The sequence below is a fragment of the Sediminispirochaeta smaragdinae DSM 11293 genome (assembly GCF_000143985.1).
GTDB lineage: Bacteria > Spirochaetota > Spirochaetia > DSM-16054 > Sediminispirochaetaceae > Sediminispirochaeta > Sediminispirochaeta smaragdinae.
The window spans coordinates 2591571-2616766 of the sequence record NC_014364.1 but is presented as its reverse complement, the minus strand read 5'-3'; the positions used below and the strand labels follow the sequence as shown (position 1 = coordinate 2616766).

At 49.8% G+C, this 25196-nt stretch carries 19 protein-coding genes; 12 read left to right on the top strand and 7 right to left on the bottom strand.

What is annotated here, in order from left to right:
- Positions 1–48: 48 nt before the first annotated feature.
- Positions 49–1239, top strand: a complete 1191-nt coding sequence (locus SPIRS_RS12285; RefSeq protein ID WP_013255009.1) for a PP2C family protein-serine/threonine phosphatase — start codon at positions 49–51, stop codon at positions 1237–1239.
- 26 nt (positions 1240–1265) lie between these two features.
- Here SPIRS_RS12285 and SPIRS_RS12280 read toward each other — a convergent pair whose 3' ends face one another.
- A complete protein-coding gene (locus SPIRS_RS12280) occupies positions 1266–2354 on the bottom strand; it encodes a hypothetical protein (protein ID WP_013255008.1) in 1089 nt (362 codons plus the stop codon).
- A 17-nt stretch (positions 2355–2371) separates the two neighbouring features.
- Positions 2372–3019: a TP0733 family outer membrane beta-barrel protein gene (locus SPIRS_RS12275; RefSeq protein WP_013255007.1), complete on the bottom strand. Its 648-nt coding sequence runs from the start codon at positions 3017–3019 to the stop codon at positions 2372–2374.
- A gap of 171 nt (positions 3020–3190) precedes the next feature.
- On the opposite strand from SPIRS_RS12275, the gene folD reads away from it, so the two are divergent.
- From folD to SPIRS_RS12245, 6 genes are read left to right on the top strand one after another with little or no spacing between them, the layout of a single operon-like run.
- The gene (gene folD / locus SPIRS_RS12270; protein WP_013255006.1) at positions 3191–4087 is read left to right on the top strand and encodes a bifunctional methylenetetrahydrofolate dehydrogenase/methenyltetrahydrofolate cyclohydrolase FolD; all 897 of its coding nucleotides are present in this window, start codon (positions 3191–3193) and stop codon (positions 4085–4087) included.
- Between the two features lie 41 nt (positions 4088–4128).
- The gene (locus SPIRS_RS12265; RefSeq protein ID WP_013255005.1) at positions 4129–5376 is read left to right on the top strand and encodes a phosphoribosylaminoimidazolecarboxamide formyltransferase; all 1248 of its coding nucleotides are present in this window, start codon (positions 4129–4131) and stop codon (positions 5374–5376) included.
- Positions 5377–5385: 9 nt separating this feature from the next.
- Positions 5386–7449 carry an LCP family protein gene (locus SPIRS_RS12260; protein WP_013255004.1) on the top strand — a complete coding sequence of 688 codons (2064 nt, stop codon included), beginning with the start codon at positions 5386–5388 and terminating at the stop codon, positions 7447–7449.
- The gene (gene miaB, locus SPIRS_RS12255) at positions 7446–8768 is read left to right on the top strand and encodes a tRNA (N6-isopentenyl adenosine(37)-C2)-methylthiotransferase MiaB (protein WP_013255003.1); all 1323 of its coding nucleotides are present in this window, start codon (positions 7446–7448) and stop codon (positions 8766–8768) included. Before SPIRS_RS12260 ends, miaB begins: the two co-directional genes overlap by 4 nt.
- Positions 8753–9052 carry a LapA family protein gene (locus tag SPIRS_RS12250; protein WP_013255002.1) on the top strand — a complete coding sequence of 100 codons (300 nt, stop codon included), beginning with the start codon at positions 8753–8755 and terminating at the stop codon, positions 9050–9052. Before miaB ends, SPIRS_RS12250 begins: the two co-directional genes overlap by 16 nt.
- On the top strand, positions 9049–9987 hold the full coding sequence (locus SPIRS_RS12245) for an SPOR domain-containing protein (RefSeq protein ID WP_013255001.1): 939 nt from the start codon (positions 9049–9051) through the stop codon (positions 9985–9987). Before SPIRS_RS12250 ends, SPIRS_RS12245 begins: the two co-directional genes overlap by 4 nt.
- Here SPIRS_RS12245 and SPIRS_RS12240 read toward each other — a convergent pair.
- Genes SPIRS_RS12240 through SPIRS_RS12230 form a run of 3 tightly spaced genes read right to left on the bottom strand, consistent with a single transcriptional unit; the run spans position 9981 to position 13676 of the window.
- The gene (locus SPIRS_RS12240; RefSeq protein ID WP_013255000.1) at positions 9981–11492 is read right to left on the bottom strand and encodes a pallilysin-related adhesin; all 1512 of its coding nucleotides are present in this window, start codon (positions 11490–11492) and stop codon (positions 9981–9983) included. The genes SPIRS_RS12245 and SPIRS_RS12240 overlap by 7 nt on opposite strands.
- A 2-nt stretch (positions 11493–11494) precedes the next feature.
- Positions 11495–12499, bottom strand: coding sequence for a DHH family phosphoesterase (locus SPIRS_RS12235; protein WP_013254999.1), 1005 nt, complete (start codon positions 12497–12499; stop codon positions 11495–11497).
- A 4-nt stretch (positions 12500–12503) separates the two neighbouring features.
- On the bottom strand, positions 12504–13676 hold the full coding sequence (locus SPIRS_RS12230) for a vWA domain-containing protein (RefSeq protein ID WP_013254998.1): 1173 nt from the start codon (positions 13674–13676) through the stop codon (positions 12504–12506).
- Between the two features lie 103 nt (positions 13677–13779).
- Between SPIRS_RS12230 and cfpA the strand changes: the two genes are divergently transcribed.
- Genes cfpA through SPIRS_RS12215 form a run of 3 tightly spaced genes read left to right on the top strand, consistent with a single transcriptional unit; the run spans position 13780 to position 19631 of the window.
- Positions 13780–15876 (top strand): cytoplasmic filament protein CfpA, encoded by a 2097-nt coding sequence (cfpA, locus tag SPIRS_RS12225; RefSeq protein ID WP_013254997.1) that lies wholly within the window; start codon positions 13780–13782, stop codon positions 15874–15876.
- 58 nt (positions 15877–15934) lie between these two features.
- On the top strand, positions 15935–16972 hold the full coding sequence (locus SPIRS_RS12220; RefSeq protein WP_013254996.1) for a hypothetical protein: 1038 nt from the start codon (positions 15935–15937) through the stop codon (positions 16970–16972).
- A gap of 16 nt (positions 16973–16988) precedes the next feature.
- The gene (locus SPIRS_RS12215) at positions 16989–19631 is read left to right on the top strand and encodes a putative PEP-binding protein (RefSeq protein ID WP_013254995.1); all 2643 of its coding nucleotides are present in this window, start codon (positions 16989–16991) and stop codon (positions 19629–19631) included.
- A 101-nt stretch (positions 19632–19732) separates the two neighbouring features.
- Here the strand turns inward: SPIRS_RS12215 and SPIRS_RS12210 are convergent, their stop codons facing one another.
- Together SPIRS_RS12210 and SPIRS_RS12205 are read right to left on the bottom strand one after the other, a co-directional pair.
- A complete protein-coding gene (locus tag SPIRS_RS12210; protein ID WP_013254994.1) occupies positions 19733–20278 on the bottom strand; it encodes a hypothetical protein in 546 nt (181 codons plus the stop codon).
- A 59-nt stretch (positions 20279–20337) separates the two neighbouring features.
- Positions 20338–22275: a tetratricopeptide repeat protein gene (locus tag SPIRS_RS12205; RefSeq protein WP_245537588.1), complete on the bottom strand. Its 1938-nt coding sequence runs from the start codon at positions 22273–22275 to the stop codon at positions 20338–20340.
- Between the two features lie 98 nt (positions 22276–22373).
- Here SPIRS_RS12205 and purA point away from each other — a divergent pair, with 98 nt between their 5' ends.
- Both purA and guaA read left to right on the top strand, forming a co-directional pair.
- On the top strand, positions 22374–23603 hold the full coding sequence (purA, locus tag SPIRS_RS12200) for an adenylosuccinate synthase (RefSeq protein WP_013254992.1): 1230 nt from the start codon (positions 22374–22376) through the stop codon (positions 23601–23603).
- The gene (gene guaA, locus SPIRS_RS12195) at positions 23588–25135 is read left to right on the top strand and encodes a glutamine-hydrolyzing GMP synthase (protein WP_013254991.1); all 1548 of its coding nucleotides are present in this window, start codon (positions 23588–23590) and stop codon (positions 25133–25135) included. The genes purA and guaA overlap by 16 nt, the downstream gene beginning before the upstream one ends.
- Positions 25136–25196 lie beyond the last annotated feature (61 nt).

Sequence of the window (25196 nt, the reverse complement as noted above, 5' to 3'; positions counted from 1 at the left end):
ATAATTTACTATAGTTTGATAGGCACGTAAAGGTCCAAGGAGGGGGGAATGGAAGAAACATTGCCAAAAACGATTCTTATAGTCGATGACGAACCGCAGGTTTTGCGGTCACTCAAGTGGGAGCTGGAAATTGTACCCCTGGACGAACCGCTGCATGTCGTAACCTATGATACGACAAAGGCGGCCCTTGAGTTTCTTGAAGAAAGCAGCCAGGAGGTTTTTCTCCTGATCGCCGATCTTCGTATGCCGGCTCCTAACCTGTCTGGAAGCGATCTTCTGCTCAAGGTTCATGAGCGCTATCCCGCGATTATTCTGATCATGCTGACCGCTTATTCCGATATACCCGAAATTCAGAAGGCTATCACTGCCGATATCCAGGCCCTGCTTTTTAAGCCCTGGACGGCGGGAATGCTTCTTGCCGAAATCATCAAGGCTCGTCGGGTTTTTCGTATGAGGCGTGAGAACAGAGAGCTGCAGGAGCGGCTGCGAAGGCAACTTGAATATGCGGGAGAATTCCAACGAAATATTATGCTTTCGCCGAAGCTAAGCGATCCGAACCTCATGATAGAACTACGGTATGAGCCGAACGGGGCATATACCTGCGGCGGTGACTATTACGACGCCGTCAAAATAGGTTCCGATCAACTCCTCTTTTTCTTCGGAGATGTTTCCGGGCATGGAATTCGACCTGCTTTTATCACTGCAATGATCAAGGTTATTGTAACGGAGCTTGTTTTCGAAAAGCGAATAACTGTTCCGAAAGAACTTCTTGAAGAACTTAACCGGCGGCTGTGTATGGCCCTTGAGCGGGTACACGATTTCTTTGTCACCTTTAAAATATTTCTGATTGAAAGCGACAAGCATCTTCTCACCCTTGCAAATGCCGGCCATCTTCCTCTTTTTCTGCTTCGCGGAGGCCAGTGCACCACCTTTCAGTCCGAGGGAGCCGCATTAGGCTTCAAACGGGATATGGAATTCGACCAGGTTAGTATGGAACTGTTGCCTGAAGATCTTCTGATTCTTTTTACCGACGGGCTAATTGAACGACCGCAGACAGAAAAGCGGATAGGCAATGAAGCAATCTGCAAGCTCATACTTCCCCTTGGAAGGGAGCAGCGCGGTATTGCCGATGCGGTGTTCGATCGCCTCTCTGCCGATCGTTCCAAGGAGGTCCGCATCGAAGACGATATAACCGTGGCGGCCTTGCGTTACCGTCCTGCCGCCACGGTGGGATACTAGCTACCCAATAGCCGCCCTAAGCGGATTTACTTCTGATCGAGGTCCCCGTTGTCGTTTTCCCAGACTCCGGTTGCCGTTCCCATCAGGAAGTGATTGTCCTCAACCGTATAAAAGCATCGCACATATCCGTCGGCAAAGGTGGAATAGGAGGCCTCAATGTCGGTGTCCGAATCAATGGTTCCCTCCGGCCGGCTTATTGAAGTTCCCGAAAGATCCATCTCGTAGTAGCCCTCGTCGGAACCTATGACAAGATAGGCGGTGGAATCAAAGGTAACCACCCCCATATCGAAAAGAAGCGGTGTATCGTCAGAGTAGTTGTCGGGAGCCTCATCAACAACATCCCAGGTATCCCCGTCGGTGCTGCTCCACAGATTTCCATCCTTGGTTGTGAGGTAGAAGGTGGAGCGGTCAGGGGGGATACTATCGTCATCTTTGTAATATATAACACCGCCGATCGGATCACTCACGGTCGAAGTAGCCGCAGTGAATGAGGTCCCGTCTCCATGATAGATAATGGGGTTATCGTTGTAATAAGGGCCGCCCACAAGCACATAGATGTCATTTAAGTCATCATATGCGGCATCGGTGATCGGGTAGGCGGTAGTCAGTAATATGCTGGATATAGTACCGGAAGCATTGATAGAGTAGATATCGTAGCTATCGTTTCCGTCGGGTGAACGGACGATGAAATCAAGGCCGGAGGTATCGAGAAGCCACATTGAAGTGCTTGAGGCGAAAGGGGGAGATGGCACTTCCGTCCAGCTGCTTCCGTCGTAGCTCCAGATCGTTTTCTCCTGGTCCGTATCGTCCTCCTCGTAAAGGGCGGCATAGATCGTGGTTCCGTCACTGGCGATTGCCGGGTCCGAGTTATAACCTGACTTGGAAACATTTTTCCAGGAGGAACCGTTGTCCTTCCATACCGAGGGACCTGCACCGCAGAAGACATCGCTACCGATGTTGACAAAGCTCCGAATATAAAGCCCCTGCAGGTCGCTTCCCGAAAGCTCTTCCTCTTTGGAGAGGGTGTAGAAGATGCCAACACCGTCGGCGTTACAGCCGACGAAGAAGGACAAGATGAAAATCGACAGAATGGTATATAGCAGATATTTGCGCATAGTGTATTCCTCCGAACTTAGAAGCGGTAGCGAGCGGAAAGACTCACTTCGGAAAAGTTTCCGAAGCTGGTGGAAGAGGAGTTCGATCCGAAATAGATCTCGGGGACCCACCAGTACTTAAAATTGAGGCCAAATCCCCAGGATGCATTCATCACCCAGTATACCGAGGCACCTGGTTTCAGCATGGGACCGAAATAGGTCTGGTCCTCGTATTTGTTCATGGCGATACCGGCCTCCAGGCTGACGGGAATCTCGAATGAACCGGCAAGAAAGAGGTACCCTGCCTGAAGACAAAGGGGCAGAATCATCTCTTTGTTTTCGTTTACCGACTGGGTAAAGGCGCCTGTCAGAGTAATCCCGAGAAAAACCCTGTTGGTAAGAAAACTACTCCAGCCGAGAGAACCTAGACCTCCGAGAAAGATGTGTCCTCCAGTTGATTCGAAGGTTTCGGTATCGCTCAGTTCATCGGCATATGGAAAGTGGATAAAAAGAGGGATAAAAAGCCCACCACTCATGGTAAACATTTGATCACCCTTTCCGTAGGGTTCGACAAATTGCTCAGTCTCTTCCGGCGTCTGTGTTTCTTGGGCCGAGAGTATCATCGGCATAAAAACAGAGGTGCAGATGAAAACGGCCAAAAGCCGTGCAAAACCTCGTGTATGCATGAATACCACCTTGTTTGATTCAAGTGTTGTAGTGGGATAGTAGCACTTGAATCCGCCTTTATCAACAAGAGCAATGATAGGAGACAATGGTAGGGCAATCTGTTTCAAAAAGGCCCCAAAGCATATATAATGGTGATGCATTACTGTAACGACAAAACTGAGGAGGGCATCATGACCGCAACAATAATAGATGGAAAGGCAATTGCCGAAACCATGAGGGGAGAACTTGCCGAAAAGGTTTCCCGGATGAAGGAAAAAGACGTCGTTCCCGGACTTGGGGTCGTTCTTGTGGGCGATGATCCCGCCAGTGTGAGTTATGTCACTGCCAAGGAGCGGGCCTGTGAGAAAATCGGTATCTATTCCGAAGAACATCGTCTGGAGGCCTCGACAAGCGAGGAGGAACTTCTCGCCCTGGTGGGATCAATGAACAACGATCCCCGCATCGATGGTATCCTGGTCCAGCTGCCGCTGCCGAAGCAGATAGATGAGAATAAGGTGCTGCTTGCCATTGATCCTGCCAAAGACGTAGACGGCTTTCATCCCTACAGTGTCGGAAAGATGGTACTCGGTCAGGAGACCTTTCTGCCTTGTACCCCCCACGGTATTGTCCAGCTTTTGCTTCGTTCCGGAGCGGAAACCAAGGGCCGTCATGTCGTCATTGTCGGACGAAGTAATATTGTGGGCAAACCCTTGGCAAACCTTTTGCTTCAGAAGAGCGAAGGGGGGAATGCCACCGTCACTGTTTGCCATTCTGCGACTCGAAACATGGCCGATATCGTACGGCAGGGGGATATTGTTATCGCTGCCGTGGGTAAACCCGAGATTATCGGCGCAGATATGATAAAAGAGGGAGCCGTGGTCATCGATGTCGGTGTGAATCGGGTGGAGGATGCCTCAAAAAAGAGGGGCTACCGCCTTGTCGGTGATGTCGCCTTCGAAGCGGTTTCCCACAAGGCTTCGATGATTACCCCGGTACCGGGAGGCGTAGGTCCGATGACCATTACGATGCTTCTCTACAATACGGTACAATCGGCCCAGCGACGCCGTCTTGCAACGGATATAGATTAACGATAAGGTAATGCAAACGCAAGAATACCAAGGAGCGAGGTTTGGATAAGCGCCTTACTGCAATCTATAGAGAAAAACAAGAGGAGCGGTTTCCCAACCGTTTCGATATTACCTTTCATTACGACGATGGTGATCGGCAGTTGAGCTACGAAAAGGTGGTATGGGATGTCGACGGCCATTCTGCAGGTCTCCGTTACGGGGAAAATCCCCATCAGAAGGCAGCCTTGTATAAAAGGGTCGGCGGTCCTGTGGAGATCGCCGATATGATCAAATTGCTGCCTGTTTCGGGGCTCAGTTCCGAGCTCGAGCTGGTAAAAAGCGGGAAACATCCCGGTAAGATCAATGTTGTCGATGTCGACAGGGCCCTGCAGATATTGCAATACATGGGAGATCGTCCTACGGCTGCCATCATGAAACACAACAATCCCTCAGGTGTCGCCAGGGCGGATGGTGTGAAAGATGCCGTTGCCAAGGCTCTCGGCGGTGATCCCATAGCCGCCTTCGGCGGGGCTGTCATTGTGAACCGGCGAATACCCATCGATGCCGCAAAGCTGATTGCCGATAACTATTTTGAGATTGTGGCTGCCCCGGATTTTGAACCGGGAGTGGTTGAGATCCTTTCGGGCCGTAAAAATCTCCGTATTTTTCGTATAGCCGGGATGGATCGTCTTGAGGAGTGCGCAGCCGGACAATATGTGGAATTTACCTCTCTGGTAGATGGAGGATTGATCCTTCAGAACTCCTATACCACTTCCATACGAAAGAAAGAGGACTTCATCCTCGCAGAGAGCGAGCGGAAGGGCGAGCATTTTCGCTGCAGGCGCGATGCAAGCGAACAGGAGCGCAAGGATCTGCTTTTTGGATGGCTTGTGGAAAGCGCCGTTACCAGCAATTCGGTGATCTATGTCAAGGATGAGGCGACGGTGGCCATCGGTACGGGAGAACAGGATCGTGTCGGCGTTGCCACCATAGCCAGAGATAAGGCCTATCGAAACATGGCCGAACGAATTGCACGCAGTGAGTATTCCGGTAGCTTCGATAGCCTTGATGATACGACGAAAGCCTCTGTCATGGCGCGTGTGGAAGAGGCTAAGGGGGGGCTTTCTGGTGCGGTGATGATTTCCGACGGCTTTTTCCCCTTTCGTGATGGTGTTGATGTCGCACTCAGGGAGGGGGTTACCGCCATTGCCGAACCGGGCGGCAGCCTTCGGGACGGTGAGGTTATCGAAGCGTGTAATGAATATGGGGCGGCACTGCTCTTTACCGGTGAGCGCTCCTTTAGACATTAGGTGAGGACAATGCGTAGGACCCATCTCCTTCTCATCCTCGTGTGTATTGTTTTTGTCGCTGTCTTTCTCACGCTCTTTTTTCAGGTGGCATCGCTACGCCGCGAACAGCAGGCCTCCGGAGAAAAGCTTTTTGCTGAGATTGAGTCGCAAAACGATTCTCTCGGCACGCTGAAGCGTGCCATTCTTTCCCTTGGACAAGAGAACAATACCCTGCGTCAAGCCTTGAACCTACCTGAGAAGCGCTATGACTTTTTTGGTGCCGAAGATGCATCCGTTGCGGAAGGGGAGCCAGCCGAGGGCATAGAGAAGCAGGAGGATCAGACTCCTTTTTACCGTGCCGTGGATGCGCTTCTTGCTCACGATGCTGAAATGGAGCGGGCGGCATTTCTTTCGGTGATGCTGGAAAATTCATCCGATAAGGCCTTTCTCTCCGCTGCAGGAATTTCCATGCAGCGTAAGGGAAGAGAAAGCCTGCTTTTTTCTTACGCTTCCATCCCTCTTGCAACCTTTCATCTTCTTGATACGGGATATCGCCTCAATCAAGCGGAAACCGATGAACGGCTTCTGGCTGGAAATGACGAAGAGCTGGGCAAAGATGCTCCCTCCCTTCCAAAGAAGGTCCTTACTCTGCTTGCATCGAAAGCAAAAGAGGTTGAGACGAAGCGACAAAGCTTTGCGGCGGCACAGAGCGATCTCCGCCGTCTTTACGGAGACGGACGGGCCACGGCCCTTCGAAGGGAGCGGGCCCTTCGTTTTAGCCCCATTACTCAAGATTCACAGCAAGCGAGCTTCGATGTAACGACATGGGACGGGATCCTCCTTTTTTCTCTGAAGGTTCGTTACGGCAGCGACGGTATTCTTGTCGGCGAAACGCAATTTCAGGAGTTTGATGGAGCCTCCGATCATTTCCTCGGTCTTCTCACCGAGGCCGATAACAGGCGACAAACAGAGCGGGCTACCGATGCTGGGAAACAGCAGGTTCTAAGGCTTGTCCGTGATGAAGCGTTTCGCGCCTACCTCGATATCTATGGTCTACACCTTAATGATGAGCCGCGGGACGAGAACGACTATTTTTACTTCGATTTTATAGATGAAAAGGGCAGTCGCGCCGGATCCCTCGCGGTCCAGAAAATGGCCGGAGAAATCTACCTCATGGATCGTGATGATGTCGTCGTCGGTTCCGTAAGGCGCTTCGGGATACAGGAGCCGACGCTTGGGACAGCTTCCACAATGGAGCTTCCGGATGATGCCGTCTTATCCCAAATGGGGAAAATTTCTCCGGAGGGAAAGACCATTTTGCTTTGCGGTACCCATGAGAATAATGCCGACACCATTATCATCGCTCATATATCCCCTGAAAAGGCGACCTTGATCGCCATTCCCCGAGATATATGGTGGAAAAAGCGCAAAATCAACTCCTATTTCAGGATCTATGGACCGAAACGCTTTGCCCAGATTGTAGGCGAAATGACGGGGCTCACCATCGACGATTACATTGTTGTCGACATGTATGCCTTTATAGACGTTATCAACATTCTCGGGGGTATCGAGGTTACACTGGAACAACCCTTGATAGATCCGACATACCGTATTAGAGAAAACGGTGAGTGGACGACACTCCACTATCCTGCCGGAACCCATTTGCTCGACGGGGTCGCCGCACTTCGAGTCGCTCGTTCACGGCATACCAGTGATGATTTCGACAGGGCCCAGCGGCAGCAATTGGTCATCGAGGGCATAAAGAAGCGTTTCGATCAGCTTGGAGCCGGAGAGGTAAAAACGGTGTATGAGCTGCTCCAGTCCCTTGCCTCATATATTGATACCAGTTTTTCCCCCTTTGAACTTGCCAGACTTTATCTTGAAAACAGACACATCATGATTGAAAACGGGGGAGGGATCTCCACCGATAATGTTCTCCTTGCAACCTACAGCAATCTGCTTGCCACGGGAAAGCGTGAGGACGAGGTCGATGAACATTTCGACAAGGGCGCATGGATTCTTATTCCCCGGGAAAACAACTGGAAGCTCATCCCCTGGTATGTAAATAAACTGATCGAAGGAGATAAATCATGACAGGCCGTTTTTTTCTTGAAACCTACGGATGTCAGATGAATATAGCCGAGTCAAATGCTATGACGCTTCAGCTGGAGGCTCTCGGCTGGAGCGCTGCAGAGCGGCCGGAAGAGGCCGATATTGTTCTTTTGAATACCTGTGCGGTGCGTCAGACCGCCGAGGATCGGATTTGGGGACGCATCGGCTACTATAAATTCTTAAAAGAGAGCCGTGATTTCACGCTTATCGTGACCGGCTGCATGGCCGAACGCCTTGGCGAAGAGATCATCAAAGAATCAAAGGCTGTCGATTATGTGCTTGGAACCTTTCAGAAGCGAAAACTATCCGAAATTGCCTGTGGACACGGCGAAACGCATGCTCCCGTTAAGGCGGATGATCTCTCCGTCTCTCCCCACTTTCAATTCGAGCCCTATCACCTTGCAAAGGGAGCCTTCAAGGCCTTTCTCCCCATCATGCACGGCTGCAACAATTTCTGCTCCTATTGCATTGTTCCCTATGTCCGTGGGCGGGAGATTTCGCGTTCACCAGAAGATATTTTTCGTGAGATCGAGAGGCTCGAGGAAAAAGGGGTCCGCGAGATAACGCTTTTAGGGCAAAACGTCAATTCATACAACTGGAACGATACGCTTCGTTTCCCTGACTTGCTCGCGAAGATCGCTTCCATGACCGATTCCATACGCTGGATACGCTTTATGAGTAGTCATCCGAAGGATATACCACAAGAGCTGATTCGGGTGATAGCAGAACATGAGACTGTGTGTAATCATATTCATCTGCCGGTACAGCACGGATCTAATTCAGTTCTTCGACGAATGAACCGAAAATATACACGGGAGCACTATTTTGATCTTGTCGAAATGATGCGCTCGGTAATCCCCGGTCTTTCCCTTTCCACCGACCTCATGATCGGTTTCCCTGGGGAGAGTGAAGAGGATTTTGAGCTTACCCTCGATTTGGTACGGCAGGTAGGATTCGACGACGCCTTTACCTATTACTATAATCCGAGGGAGGGGACCGCCGCATATGATATGGCGGAACAGGTTCCTCATGAGGTGAAGCTCGATCGGCTCAAAACGCTTATCGAACTTCAGCGGGAAATTTCCTTTGCACGCCGCAAGGCACGGATCGGCGATAGCGAGAGGGTCCTTGTCGAGCAGAGGGCCAAAAAGCGGGAAGGGGAGCTTCTTGCCCGAACCAACCGAAACGAGATGGTTGCGTTTCCGGGGGGTGAAGGCTTGATAGGCTCTTTTGTGCCGGTTGTATTGAAGACCTTGCACGGAAATACCTTTCGAGGGGAGGTAGTATGCCCTGGAAAATGATTTTCTTTCTTTTGATTGTCTTTGTGATCGTTCTGTTTATCTTTTTCAACATCGATACCAGTTCCGACATCAGCTTCGGTTTCGTGACTTATCATGATGTTCCGATCTTCATCTCGCTTTTCCTTGCCTTTACCGCTGGGGTGGTCATAACGATTCCCATGATCTTGCTCGGCAAGGGAAGAAAAAAGAGGGAAGCGAAAAAGTTTTTTTCGAAAAAAACAAGGAAAGAAATTCCTGAAGAGATCTTATCCGATATCGGGGAAGGAGATGAACCTCGAAAATGAGTTCGGATATGCTGCACCGTTTTTTCTTTTCTGCTTTGTGTTTGATTGCCGTTGCTTCCGGCTACGGTGAAACAGGTGAGACAAGCGATTTCTCTCAAGCCCTCGGCAAGATTGAGGAGCAAATCCCCCTTTCCACAAGCAGGGCTGAACGCTACCGTCTTTTGAAGCAGCAGGGCGAGCTTGCGCTTCTCGCCGGTGATCTGGAAACGGCCCAGACGGCGTATCAGAACGCTTCTTTCGTCTATCCTCAAGGCGATGCTACCGACTTTGCATCGCTTCTAAAAAGTGCGGAGCTCCTCTTTGAACTTGGGGAACTTCGCGTTGCCAAAACCCAGGCACAGGTTGTTGCTCAACAGGAAAAAGAGACGAAGCTGGGAACGGCTGCGGAGCTGCTTCTTGACAGGATAGCGTTGTTTGACTCTTCTGCTTCCGGGAAGGTCGAATTATCCTCTTCGGGAGGAGAAACACCAGTCGCTCTTTATTGGGATATCATCTGCGCCTCCTTAAGCGGCGACGGGAATGAGGCGGCTCGCCTGAAGGGCCTTTTGCTTGATACCTGGTCGGCTTCCCCCGAAGCCATGATCATCTCGGGACAGGCACGCAAATTTGAAAGTTTTTCAGATCTTATTCTGGCAAGCTATCTTTCTCCAAGCAGTAGTGGTGATGAAGGAGAAAACCGAAAACAAGAGGCCTCCGTTGCCCGTGCTCCGAAGGAAGGTTCACTCTTCCTCCAGGCCGGTTCCTTCACCGACAGAGAAAATGCCGAGTATCTGGTGATCGATCTTCAGAAAGCAGGATTTTCCGCTTCTATTGTTGAGGCTGATGTACAGGGAACTCACTACTATCGTGTGGTGCTTTCAAGTGAGAAGGATGATGCCGAACAGTTTCTCCTGGAGCTGAAGGAAGCCGGTTTCGAAGCCTCTGCCGTCTACTGACTCTGATCATCTTCGAAGTATTCGATCTGGCGGAAGCGCATTTCCGGATCGTCCGTTTCGATAAACCCCTTCATTCCGATAATACCAGGTATGAGTCCAAGCGTTCTGGTGATTTTGTCGTTATCCTGTTCTTCTTTATAGACGAGACGGTAGGCTTGCTCTCCTCTTCCTATGCCCCTGTCATCGATGATTTTAAGCTCGAAGACGGGAACGTTGAGCATATAAACGGCGAACCCTCCCGAAAGTTGTTCACCGTTTGCCGAGAGGGTAAAGCGGGGAGGAGTGAGGATCAGTTCTTCTCCGGATTCGCCGCGATAAAAACCAGACAAAGTCGGAAGCTTTACAGGAGCCTCCGGCGTTCCTCGTTTTTCCGGTGAGGTTCCTTTTGGTACAGCGTAGTAGGTTCCCGACCAGGAGTCGTTGAGGCTTTTTCGCCATGTCTGATTATCGATATCGTACAACGACACCCTGATCGAGCCGCTATCCAGTATACGAATTGATATCTCAACCCGAATGTAGGGGACAAGTTCATTTTCTCCCTTAATCGAGATACTGTTTGAAAGAAACCGGTACGAACTGTTCCAATGATATATCTCCTGGATATCACCGGAATAGAGGGTGATTTCCTGGCTGCTTTTGTCGAACAGGATCGTGCTGTTGTGATCTCCATTCCAGTTTCTCGATAGAAACTCCTCGAAAGCATCGACGCCGCTGTTGAATAGTTCGCGGAGTTTGCGATCTTCGATTTCTTCTCTCGGCGTTTTTTCTTCGTTTACCTTGATATAATATCCGTCGCCGCTTCTCCAGGCGTACATGGAACGAACCGTTTCATTTTCGTTCTCTACGGTGGCAAAGACCGGGAAACTATCTCCATTTTTTAGGCCGTTCAGATAGGCCTGAGATCGTTCTGATTCACGAATCTCGATGGTTCCTTCCACGGCAATGGTGATAATTGGTTCATAGGAAATAGCCATGTTATTGGCTCTGCTCTCCCTCCTGAAGATATCAAGCGTTTGTTTCCCTTGGGAATCGATGCCGCTACAGATGATCTCCGTATTATGGTCCCCGACTACATCGCTAAGGGTTACGCCGAAAAATCTGCGTTGTGTTGCCCCTGTCTCACTTTCCCATGCCGGATAATATCCATCTCTGAGCGTGTCGTAATCAGCTATGATGATTTTGATAGGAGAATCGGGACTGTCCCCGGCCTTGACCACCAGGATTTGCTCGTCGTTTCGGTCAAGATCAAGATTTACATCCAGGATCTGAACGAGGGAATAGGGGGGGGCGATCGCAATCTTCGGCTCGCTCGTCTTTTCGTCACCGTAGAGAAGTCCCTCTATCTGTTCTCGCGTGCTGTCTGAAATCTGCTTTGTTTCCGATGACGCTGCAGAAGAATTTTCTTCGGAAGTGGAGGAGTAGGCCTTCTGTTGACCCCGTTTTTCACCGTTGCCACAGCCGATGAGCACCATCGGTATGAGAAGAATAAGGATACTATGCTTCACGATTATTCACTTCCTGATTCAAAATAGCTTTGCAGCATTCCCAGAACCTTTGTCTTTATGGTCTCGAGCCGAAAGGCGCTCTTGAAACCGGCGGCGGTACGATGTCCCCCGCCTCCGAAGGTTTGGGCAATCGCCGCAACATTAATATTGCCTTTGGAACGTAACGAACAACGAAGAATTCCCTGTTCGTTTTCCTTAAAGAAGATAGATACACGAATATCTTTACTTTTTAAAGGAACATTGATGAAACTATCAGCCTCTTCATACCGTGCCCCACAGGCCGCAATGGTTTCTCTGAGCATGGTTTGAACGGCAACATGTTGATCGTAGTAGAGTTCGAGACTTGCAAGGACCTTTGATTGAAGTTTCAGAGCGGGAATAGAGTTACTCTCGTAGATATGCTGATACATTTCGTTTGGATTAACTCCGATTTCCACAAGATCGTGTGCAATGCCGAAGGTCCGTGCACTGGTTTTCGGATAAATAAAGGAACCGGTGTCGTACATGATCCCCGTATATAAGGCTACCGCAACCTCAAGATTAATCGGAATATTTAGTTCCGTCAGCAAATCGTAAAGGATTTCACTGGTCGACGAGGCATTTTCTTCGATGTGATTGTCGGTGAACAGGTCATCACCCAACTCATGGTGATCAATGATATAGTATTCACCGACATAAGGAAGAATAAGAGTGGCAACATGGCCGATATTTCCGATATCGTTTGTGTCGAGGATAAAATGTCCCCATGAAGCGACATCCTCAGGCAGAGAATATGTTACCGCCGGATCAGGGTCCAGAGTATCGATAACCCCTTCGGGATCGAGGTAGGCATATTTCTGTGCGGCCGGATCGGCATTGACAATCTTTACTCGCTTACCCAAATGACGAAGAGCACGGTATAAGGCTATTTCGCTACCGAGAGCATCGGCATCGGGCGTCTCATGACCGGAAATAAAAAAAGCCTCGTGACGTTCGATAAATCCGGCTACTTTCGCAAATCTCCCCATGCGGCTATTCTACCGGATTCTTGCGTCGTTTGTCATCATCGTCTCTCTTCTTCCCCAACGCAATAGATGCAAATCTGACGATAACGATGAGAGCGATGAGACCGGCCACGACAAAAGGCCATCGGGCCTGCCATCCCCCTCCTTGTTCGGTCTCGTTTTTATTGGCAGAGGCCGCATCGCCGTGAGTGAGCACTACGTCGAATACCGCGGGTTGAAACACGGTATCACCGTTAAACACAAAGCGAATTTCTCCTTTCGCCGTCTTGCCGGGAACAGCTTCCTGAGACGAAAAACGGAAGGCGAGATCTTTTTTTACGGTTCTTCCCGCTTTTTCCGTCAGACTTATCTGTCGATCTTCGGGAGTAAGTACCGTCTGGGCACCATCTGCGGCGGTGAAGATAAGGGAATCAAAGCGGAGAATCAGGTTTTCCCCTTCATCGGCATCGGAAATTTCCAACTCGAGGGGGATTTTTATTCCCCGATCTTCAATGGTTAGTTTGTTTGAGGATAGCCTTGCCGAGATGGAGATCATCAAACCGGAGAGCTGCTGTGCAATCTCTCTTTCTTCGGGCTTTTCACGCACGGAAGAAAATGCGGCCGAAAGTTCCTTGGCCAACTCCTCGGCCGCCGTTTCCGTTCCAATGCCGAGGATATGAATCTTCCAGCCCTTTTTGGCAATCTCTTTGGTATGTTCGAGAAGCCGATGATTAAAGCTGCCATCGGGTGAGTAATAGGGGCTGTCGGGGGGAGCTTCCTGCTTCCCATCCGTTAGTAAAAGGAGATAACGCTTTCTGCCCTGCCGGACGGGAATGGCCTCTACCGTCTTTTCGAGGGTATCCAATGCGCTTCCAATGTCTGTAAATCGTCCGTCGGCAGTAATGGATGTGAGTGAATCTTTCAGGGCTTCGATGTCGGCTCTGGACTCTACTTCACCGGAAAAGAAGCGATCGGTCTTGCCGTAAAAATTAATCAGAACAAAGAGATCACCGGGAATAAGAAGTCTGCCGACAAGCTCATCAGCCACATACTCCTTTACAGAGTCTATCTCTTCGACCATCGAAAGGGACTTGTCCAGCAGGACAAACAACTCGATATTTCCTTTTCTTGTATCGGCATAGAGAATCCCCGAGACGCCCAGGAAAAAGATAAAAACCGTCAGAACTCTTTTTTTCACCATGATGTCTCTAATCCTATCATGATCTACAAAAAAAAAAAATGTGCTTTACATTTTTTCCGCGATGTAGATAATCTATTAATGAAATAAACCGAAGGAGAGTGCAATGGGAAGCATAGATCTACCGAAAAGTCCGATGGTGTTTCACCCGACAAAGCGAAGCGCGGTGGGATCCCGAAACTCCCTCGCTCAGGAAAGCCGAGACCAGCAGGCGGAAGTTGATCGTCTTCTTGAAGAAGAAATCGATAAGGTAATGAATCATATCTCCACCAAACTTCCTAAGGAAGTTCTGGAGCGGCTGGACGTCATGGGCGGCCTTAAGGAGAAATTGTACAACTATTTCAACCAGAATGTTCAGAACATGGTTAACCGTTATCTGGTTACCAGTGAAGACGAATTGGTAAAGAAGACTCGAAACTTTATTGATCGCGAGGAAATGAAGGTTCTTACCCGATATACACCGAAAGAGATATCTACTCTTCTCGATGAAGTCGGAGGAATGGATCGGTTCAATACCGGTGAGATTGAAAAATCAATCGTAAATATGTACGGCCACTTACAGGGACATATCCAGAGAGGTGTGAACGATCTGGAAAACTTGACAAACTCCCTGCTTCGGCAAAAAACCGATGTCGGCGCCTTCATCCGCGGTGAGAACGCCTATTCCGTCGTAAAATGTTCCTTTAAGGACAACATACAGAAACCGAAGACCGTTACCGATGTAAAGCTTTCGGTCAATATCCTCGATTCCGAGCTGATCAGCCCGATTTTTCACTACCAGGTAACCGTCGAGTATCTGATCAAGGATCTGCTTTCCAAGCATGTCATGGACCAGATCGATAAAGAGATCGAAAATCTGAAAGATGAAAGAATCGACGAAGGGCTGGAGGAGCTCAACGATAGCGAGATCATCTTTGAGAAGATGAAGCGGGTGGAGAATTATACCGATGATGATAAGGAGAACCCGAAGTCCAATCGGTATAAGTTTATGGCGAAGAAATTGATGGAACGGCTTGAGGGGCTTCGTGCCGAGATCGATCCCGAGGAGTTCGATCAGCTCAACATCAGAGAAAATCTAAAGAACATCGTCGATATCGAGAACATCCGAAACCGTGGATACAATACCGCCGTCAACTCTATCACCTCCATTCTCGACACCTCGAAGATGGGGTACCAACACATCGAAAACCTGAAAAATGCCCGTGAACTTATCATTCAGGAATATGAGGATACCGACTACGCCTTACTGCCTGATGAACGTTATCAGGTTAGGCTCAAGTACTATGACAATGCCCAGTTGATTGAGGAAAGGAAATCGTACGATGTTCAGCTTCGTTCTTTCGAAATCGAGGTTCAGCATCTTTGGGATGTCCTTGAGATGGTCTACGAAGACACCAAACTATTTAAGCGCGTCACCGATTATCCCGATCTTGCCAAGATCTATAAGAATAAGATTAGAAAGAAGATTAAAGCCAAGACCGGTGATCCCCTCTATGAAGACATAGACAAGGTGTGGGATGAGATTTCCTTTGTGCAGCCTGCCGAAACACAGGTAGAGAAGATGAACCGTACCTATATGTTTGAAAAGGATAAGGTGCGGAAAAAATTGATCTTGATGAAGGACAAACTGCAGGAGATGTACGGCTTTCGTTATCCGGTCCAGCGCCGTGTCATGGAAGACCGTCTCGATTTTCTACAGAAAGAGTTCAATCGTTTTGAGTATTTGATCAACCCCTATCATATTCAGCCTGGTCTTCTCCTTGATGTGGACATCACCTCCATTAAGAGAAAGAAGGCAACCCTAGACGGTATGGCGAATGTGCTCAACGAATTTCTGCACGGCGTTTCAAAGGGCTTCCAGGATGCCGCTTTTGCATCTTTCAGCCGACGACGGAGCACCGTCAGGGATGATATTGATCAGCATTTCGCTTCGGTTGCCGAGTTCGAAGAGCGGCAGGCGGAGGAGGAGGGAGGAGCACTTCCTACTCCAAGCAAGGGACAGGCGTATCTTGATATGCTGAACGACAGTGCCGACGCAGGGGCTGCGGAAGTATCGACCGTTGTGGAAGAGGCTCCGGTTTCCAAGCCCGCTACAACACGAAAAAAATCTTCCGCTCCCAAGGGTTTGGTCGATGATGCTCCGAAGAAGAAACGGGGCAGAGGTCGACCCAAAAAGGGAAGCGACGGTCTGAAGAGTTTATAATCGATGCACGCTAAACGCCCCCGACAGCGGGGGCGTTGTTTTTATGGAGACGGGAAGAATGAATATGAACATGTACGAATTCGAGACCCTTTCCACCAAGGATGGTTTTAACCGGTCTTTGGGTCATTTCCGGACGGTCTCTTCCTTAATAGATAATTTCGAATCCCATATCAATCTCGCGGATCTTCTAAACGAAGCCTTGAACGAAAAAGACATTGATCATAGGCAGATTATGCCGATTGTAAGGGCTCTTTTAGTGGATAAGTATGCTTATCGTTATAAAAGCCTGACTCTACCGCAGTCCATTACCGAGTTCGCTCGTTTTGTCGATGAGATAAAGCGCTGGAAGGCGGTGGACATTGTCCTGGTCTACTTTCATCCCGATCTTGGTCCCATGGTGCTGAATCCAAAGAACTCGGAGCATTTCGATAGTTTGAACAATATGGCGAGGAGTGAGCTTCTGACCATATATGTCGGAAGCTTTGAAAAGAAAGGGGATGAAAAGCTTGAGTCCAAGGCTCTTGATACGATTGTAAAGCTTTTTTCCGGTAAAAAGGCGAAGACTCCCGACTCATTGACCAAGGGAAGCTTTGCCGCAAAGCCGAGGACCCCTGCAAAAACGGCGGCACCCAAAAGGTCCCAAAAGCGGTCGACGTCTGCGACATCGGAAACAAAGCAGGCAAAGGCTTCGGTTGCGACAGCAAGTCCTGCAGGCGCAAAGGAAAAGGACGCAGCGGCTGCTGCGCCTGCTGCTGGCTCGGGGAAGCGGAGAATGACTCCTTTTTACTCTGTTCCCGTTACCAATGAACTGTTTCATAACGGGAACGTGGAGGCCTGGAAACGGATCATCCAAAGTTATAACCATAAGCATCCCTCACTGGAGGTTTACATCTATTATGAGGGAGAGCGAATCCATGATATCCACAGTCTCTTTAAGTGGGGCAAGGTTAAGCACGGCAGTGCAATCCTTTTTGCCGTTGCCGGGGAGGATATCAAGGATGTAGCGAAATTGCAGCGCTATCTCAAACAGGGAGCGAGTCCTAAATTTGAGGAGTTTCTCAAATATCCCATAAGCCAGATTCTCAACCTGTTTTGAAAAAGCGAGGGCAAGTATGACAAAGAATATGCATTTTTTTAGCAGAAACAAATATGTAAAAAATCGGGAAACGTGGGAAACCTTCGGACTTCGGGGAAAGCAGGCAATGGAGTTTGCCGCCCTCGATCTTCCCATCTTGCCCGGTTTTATTATCGATGCTTCCGTGACCGCTCACCTGGATCATCAGGATGATATGAAGCGGTACCTTAAGAACTATATCGGAAAGTGCGAGAGTGATACCGGAAAACGGTTCGGAGATAAAGAGAATCCACTGCTGGTGAAGGTCGTTATCAGTCCGAACCTTGCGATCGTCTCCTACCCAACCTTACACAACTTTGGGTTGACGGACGATACCATCCCCGGATTCAACCAATTCGTGGGTGAAGATTTCGGTTACCACGAGGTTCTTTTTCTCATCAAAGGCTATCTGCAGGTAGAAGAGAAGATTGCTCAGCTTGAAGAGCGTCAAAAGGATGCGGAAAAGATTACCTCCTTAATTGAAAATCTTCAAAAGGGGATGGAAAAAAATGACAAAGCTGAAAAATTCAAGTCCTTGATGGAGGAGTACCGAAGGTATCTTCCTGAAGATTTTTTCAGTGATGCCTATACCCAGCTGGAAATTGTCCTTAAGTCGATCAGTAAGATGCTGGCCATCGATGAACTTGACGATGAAGATGCCGCTCTTATTGTTCAGCCGATGGTCTATGGAAACTACGGAAAGAATAGTGCCAGCGGTGAGTTTTTTACCCGTAATATCGTAACGGGAGATAAAAAGCTCGAAGGATGGTTTGAGCAGAACCGATTCAATAGTATCGAATCTGAAGGAAAAGAGATTGCAAAGATCGAAAAGCCGATTTTTGCAGAGTTGGAAAAGGTCGCTGGTATAGTGGAGGACCATTTCAAAGAGATTCGGTCCATCCGCTTTACGGTGGAAAACGGTAAGGTGTGGCTGATTGATCAGCGGCCCTTAATGAGTAAATCGGTTCAGGCAGATGTCAAAACTCTGCTTGATCTCTATGCCAGGAAGATTATCAGCCGAGAAGAACTTATCACCGCCTTTAAACCTGATCAGCTCAACGAGATTCTCCATCCTGTTATCGATGTCAAGTCGACCAAAAGCATGGAGCGAATCGACGGAGGTATTGCCGGTGCCCCCGGAGCGGCAATCGGGAGAATCTATTTTTCCACCGAGACCCTGCTTGATGCCTACAAAAGTGCCCAGCAAAAGGGAGAAGATACCCGCCTGATTCTTTGCATGCCTGCGACCTTTGCCGAAGATGTAAAGGCCATTGAGGTCTCTACCGGTGTTCTTTCCGCCGAAGGGGGCTACTCCGCTCACGCTTCGGTTGTGGCGCGACAGTATGGTAAGGTTTCTCTTGTCAATTTCGATCTGAAATTCCGTGGCAAGAAAAAGGCCCAAATCGGCAAGGTTGACTTGAATGAAGGGGATCTCGTAACTTTGAACGTCCCCCACTATGGTGAACCCACTATTTTCCTCGGCGAGGCTCAGCTGATCGAACCGGACCCGAAACAGTCGGGGCTGCTCGATTTCATAGACGTTGTCAAGAAGGATGTGGCGGCCTTCCATGTGCGGGTCAATGCGGATAAACCGCGGGATGCCGAACTTGCACGTACCTTCGGAGCCGAGGGAATCGGGCTCTGCCGGACCGAACACATGTTTTTTCAGGAAGAGCGTATCAACGTTTTTCGTGAGATGATTATGTCCGACAATCGTGAAGAGCGACTGAAGGTCCTGAAAAAGCTAAAGAAGATGCAGCAGAGCGATTTCTATCAGATTTTCAAGGCTATGGAAGGAAAAGAGGTGACAATTCGCTTGCTTGATGCCCCCTTACATGAATTCCTGCCCCATAACGATGAGCAGATGAAAGCCTTCCTTGATTATTTGAAGACAAGCGGAGGCAAGAGCATGAGCCAGCGGGAGGTTCGCGAGCGCTGTGACGCCCTTGCCGAGTTCAACCCGATGCTCGGTCATCGAGGCTGCCGTATTGCCGTGAGTTATCCGGAGATCTATGAGATGCAGATGGAGGCCATTTTCGAGGCTGCCTACAAGCTTATTTCCGAGGGGAAGAAGGTGGCGCCTGAGATTATGATTCCCCTCATCATGAATCATAATGAGCTGAAGCTCATTATCTACGGAAAAAAGATCGAGGGTAACACCTATCGCGGCCTTGCCCAGGTTGAAGAACAGGTCAGAGAGCGGCTGGGTGCCAAACCGGTCGATTACAAGTTCGGCACCATGATTGAGCTTCCCGTCGCGGCCTTGGGAGCCGGTGAGATCGCACGTTATGCCCAGTTCTTCAGCTTCGGTACGAACGACCTTACCCAGACCACCATCGGCCTTTCCCGGGACGACTATACCTCCTTTATGCCTGATTATACACTTTTCGATATCCTATCGGGAAATCCCTTCCAGATTCTCGACGAACATGTAAAGGAGCTTATTTCGATTGCCGTACGGCGGGGCACCCTCACCAGACCGGGGCTTACCAAGGGCCTTTGTGGTGAACATGGTGCTGTGCCTTCCAATATTGCTTTCTGTATGGATGCCGGTCTTGATTATGTTTCCTGTTCGGTCTATTCGGTGCCCATTGCACTGCTTGCCGTTGCTCAGCAGAATATTGAGCGAAGAAGGGCATAGTAGAGCAGTAGAGCTCTTGTTACCATACAAGCAAAAAGCTGCCGAAACCATGGGTTCCGGCAGCTTTTTTTTAGGCACTCTCACCTGTTGCGATACCTGGTTTACCAGATGCCGAACTTCTTGATCCCTTCGAGAATCGATTTGTGTGCCTGTCTTGCGTCCGACTTTGGAATCCCCGCTTCCCTGTTGAGGGTTTCGGTAAAGAAGTAACCAAGGGTGTCCATTACCTCATCATTGGCGTAAAAAAGAAGTGAAAAGTTGATTCCCGAGGGCTTCATGATGGTAAAAGAACCATAGCTGATGATAGGTTCCTTGCTTACCATAACCTTGGTCTGGTTTTTTGCGGTATAGATCTCAAGCTCGTTAAACCGCTGAGGAATCTGATGCTTGGTATCCCGCCTGAAGGGTTCTACAAATTTCTGCGGATAGGTTGCCGGTTCAACCAGCACGAACAACTTGTTTCCATCGGTCTGAAAGGTGAGTCCTTCTTCGGTTAGATAGATACTTTTTACACCACTGTAGGCGACAACCTCGTAAATAGAGTAGGCAGTCCTACCCTCAAAGAATGATGAAACAATGTATCCGCCTTCTCGCGGAAGCTTATCCTGAGAATATGCCTGGAAAAGGTCCAACGCTTTCGGTGCCATAGATTCATACTCCTTCTTTTATCTTCATTATAAACATCACCTCTTTATGGCTGCAAGCACTAAAAATGGGAAGTACTTTTCTTTCGTTTTTCATCTGCCTTTGAAAAATATCGTGTCGCAAGCTCCTCTTGTCCCAGCTTTCTGAGTGTACTGGCGAGATTCTGATAAGCTTGCCAGGATTCCGGTGAAAGCTGCATGGCCTTCCTGAAGGTGTTTGCAGCCTCATCATAGTTATCAAGATGGTAATAAATCTTACCGAGAATCAGCAGCAGAGAATAGGGGGGATCAGGCATTGCAGAAAGGGCGTTCTCGAGAAAATCGGCTGCTTGATTTCCCTGGTTCGCCTTTTCGAGACACCATACATGAGAAGTAAGAAAGCGTTCATGAAATGGCGCTTTCCTGAGGAGCCTCCGATAGACAAGGGCCGCTTCGAGATAGCGTTCCTGTTTACGTAGCGAAATGCCAAGTACACGCAGTGCCTGAAGATCCTCAGGTATAAGGGCAAGCAATGCCTTTGCCTGTTCGGCACAAGCGGAAAAATCGGAAAGCCGATAGAGCAGCAACATCAATTTTCGCATATAGATTCTGTCGTTACCCAGCAGCTTTATCAGAGAACGATATTCGCCCGTAAGCTTCTGGGCGATCTTCACATCTTCCTCCTGTTGTTCGTGGAGAGGAATCACCCCGAGAAGTGCCTCTTTCATTTCCGGGTTGATCCCCAGGGCCTTCATATACCACGTTTCGGCATCTTTGCTGTTTCCGCTTCTCAGATGGAAGTCGCCAAGAGCCGTCATAAGGAAGGGATCCTCTTTATTATCTTCCAACGCCTTGAGGGCAAGGGTAATGCCACGAGAGGGGTCTCGTTCCAGCTTCCAGAAGACAAGAGGAGTGTAGTAGCGTGCGATCTCGTTATCGGGATCGCTGCGATCTATCTGGCGCAGCACATGAAGCATTTCCTCGAAACGCTGTTGCTGCCACAGCACCATGGCGATTCCATATCGTGCTTCTATGCGGGTACGATCGAGATCAAGCGCCCGGCGAAAGTGATTTTCCGCCCGCTGAAAGTCACCGAGGTGACGGAGTGATTCTCCAATAAGCAGCCTAATCTCTATGTCGTCGCTACCGGCCTTTAGGAGGCGGAGGGCATGGTAGGATGCCTTGCGAAAATTTCCAGTTTCATAGTAGCGGACGGCGGTCCTGTAATCGGCCTGCAGGGGATCAAGTTCCCCCTTGTCGTCGCCGAAATGCTTCAATTGGGAGAGTTCCTTCAGTGCTTCGCTTTTTCTGCCTGTCTGGAAAAGCAGCACGGCACGTCGATAGCGAATCATCTCGTCATCGGGAGAAAGCTCAAGGGCCTTCTCATAGGCCCACAGCGCATCATGAAGACGGCCCTCTTCCCTGGCCCCCATACCGAGATAGAGGTAGAGGAGAACGCTTTCGACCCCGCGTTCCTGGAGGAAGGAGAACATCTCCATGGATTGTTTGACATCTCCCCGATGAAAAAGGCGGATGGCCTGCACATAGAGGGTGTTCAGATAGGCTTGGTATATCTTCGTATTTTCCGGCCGCTGCTCCACCAGATTCGATAAGAGAGGGAGGGCAATGTCGTGTCGCCCCGCCTTCAGATAGGCAAAGGCCAGGTAGGTTCCTATCTGGGCGGACTGTGGGGCAGCCTTCCAGGCCCGCTTGAGCTGGAAGAGGGCCTCTTTAGGGAAGCCTCCACAATAGTAGGCCCTTCCAAGAAAAAACATGCCGGCCACCGATTCCGGTTTCGCCCGGTGAAAATCACGCAAATATGCGATTGCCGGTGTATATTCCCCAAGGGCATGCCATGCCCTTCCGAGATAAAGGGCGGCGTCTGCAACATCATTTCGCGTTGCAACGACGGGGAGAAGCAGCGAGATGCAGCCCCGATAGTCCCGTTTTTTGCCTGCCTCAATGGCTTGGTGCAAGCGTGTTTTTGCCTCACGATCATCCATGATATAATGAGAATACACGTTTTCCTCATCTTTCGCTACCGAAAGAGCATCTGTGGTTTTGACAAAAACGGCCCCTTCTGGCATCATTATCGTATATTTTTGAGTCGGGGGACGCTATGCATCTTGTTGTTATCGGTGCCCAATGGGGTGACGAAGGAAAAGGAAAAATTGTTGACTATCTTGCCTCGGAGGCGGACCTTGTCGTTCGTTTTTCCGGTGGTGCTAATGCCGGACATACTATTGTAACAAATGATATTACCTATAAATTGCATCTTGTTCCCTCCGGAATTGTCTATCCGGAAAAGCACGTCGTACTCGGTTCGGGTATGGTGATCGATCCTGAGGCCCTCTTTTCCGAGCTCGCTACCATCAAAGAGCAGGGGGTCGATTGGGAAGGACGTGTGCATATCAGTGACAGAGCACACCTCGTTTTGCCCGATTATAAAGAAATCGATAAGACCACCGATGCAAAACGGAGAAATCCCATAGGAACGACAGGGCGCGGTATCGGTATTGCCTATGCTCAGAAGGCGAACAGAGACGGTATCCGGGTCGGTGACCTCACAGAGGCGAATTTTCTCAAAAGCCTTCGGGACAATGAGCGGGAATTTCTCGCACCCTATATTGAGAAGCTCAATTCGATGAGTATCAATCTTGCAGCCTACATGGTGAAATACGATGAGAAGCGGGTGCTTTTCGAGGGGGCTCAGGGGGCGCTTCTCGATCTTGATATAGGGACTTATCCCTTTGTCAGTTCGGGATATAGTGCCGCCGCCGGGGCGAGCATGGGAGGCGGAGTCGGGCCTCGGAAAATCGACAGGGTGATGGGTGTCTTCAAGGCCTACACAACCAGGGTTGGAAACGGCCCCTTCCCCAGCGAATTCGATCCGAAAACCGAGGGTGCTCTTGAGAATATGGTACGTGAGATCGGCAGGGAGTATGGGGTAACCACGGGACGGCCTCGGCGCTGCGGTTATCTTGATTTGGTAGCTCTACGCTATGCATGTCGGACCAATTCCATCGATTCGCTGGTCCTTACCCATCTGGATGTGTACGATACCCTGGATGAGATCGGTGTCTGTGTGGGCTATGAGCTTGACGGAAAGACCATCACCGATTTTCCTTCCACCGCTTCCGCTCTTGATCGAATCAAGCCGGTGGTAAAAAGTTTCCCCGGTTGGAAGAAAACTCTTACGAAGGTGGCGAAGTATGAGGATCTTCCGGAGAAGGCGAAAACATATATTGCCTTTATCGAAGAGTTCACAAAAACGAATGTCGATATCGTCTCGGTCGGTTACAACAGAGACGAGACCATGATCAGGAAGGACATGTGGACAAGATCCTGATTGTAGATTTCGGCGGGCAAACGGCCCAGCTTATTGCACGGCGGATCAGGGATTTTGGTGTATACAGTGATATTGTCGCTCCCGAGACCAATCTTTCGCCGAACATCCTCTCCGATGTGAAGGGCCTGATTTTTTCAGGCTCTCCCTGGTCGGTCTATGAAGAGGGTGCTCCTGTTGTCCATCCCAGTGCCTATGAAAGCGGTTTGCCTATTCTCGGTATCTGTTACGGTTTTCATCGGATGACCACCGATTTCGGGGGATCGGTCCTTGGACTGGCAAAGAAAGAGTATGGTAGAGCCGCCTTGCGCTTTCCCAAGCCCTCTAAACTCTTCGATGGGGTTCCCGAGGGCTTTATTAGCTGGATGAGCCATGGAGACAGCATCGCCGAAGTTGCAGAGGGTTTTCAGATTACCGCACGAAGTGCAGACCATCCAGCTGCGGCAGAAGATCCCGAAAAGAGGCGTTACGGCCTTCAGTTCCATCCCGAAGTGACCCATTGTGAGTATGGGATTAAGATCCTTGAGAATTTTGTCTTTGGTATTTGTGGTGCCGATAAGGGCTGGAGTATGGAGGGCTACCTCGAGGAGGTTTCTGCCTCCATCAAAAAACGGGTTGGCGACCATCCTGTTCTTCTTCTTATCTCGGGAGGGGTCGACTCTTCGGTGGTTGCCGGTGTCCTGCTTTCGGCGCTTGATCCGGAAAAGGTGCACCTGATGTATATCGATACGGGGCTCATGCGCAAAGGTGAGACCGAAGCGGTGCGTAAAAGCCTTGAGGCCCTTGGTGCTACCCATCTTTCGATCATCGATGCGGGTGACCGATTTTTACATGCTTTGGAAGGGGTCGATGATCCCGAAGAGAAACGGCGGATCATTGGAGACCTCTTTGTCGAGGTGCAGAAGAGTGACATCGTCGGGAAGATCGACGGGGATTATTTCCTTGCCCAGGGCACCCTATATACCGACCTGATAGAGTCGGGTAAGGGGGTCGGCAAGAACGCCAAGGTAATCAAAAGCCATCACAATGTGCGCAGCCCCCTCATCGAGGCAAAGCGAAACGCCGGTATGATCATCGAACCCCTGGACCGACTCTACAAGGACGAGGTCAGACGACTTGGGCGGCTTATCGGCCTATCCGAGAGTGTGGTGGGACGCCACCCCTTTCCCGGGCCAGGCCTTGCAGTGAGAATCCTCGGGGCGGTTGACCGGGAAAAGTGCAGGATCCTGCGGGAGGCGGATGCCATATTCATCGAGGAACTCCATCGCCGGAAGCTCTACGACGAGATATGGCAGGCCTTTGCCGTTCTTCTTCCGATCAAGTCGGTAGGGGTAACAGGGGATGCAAGGCGTTACGGCTATGTTCTTGCCCTTCGGGCGATTGTCAGCCATGACGGAATGACCGCCGACGTATATCCCTTTGATACAAAGGACCTGCTTGAAATTTCTTCGCTTATCACAAACTCCGTATCGGAAATCGGCCGGGTTGTCTACGATGTATCGAGTAAACCCCCCGCTACCATTGAGTGGGAGTAGGGAGTAACCCTCGGTTTTTCTGACTTCTGACGACATATGCGGCCGCTTCGTCTGTTTGAAT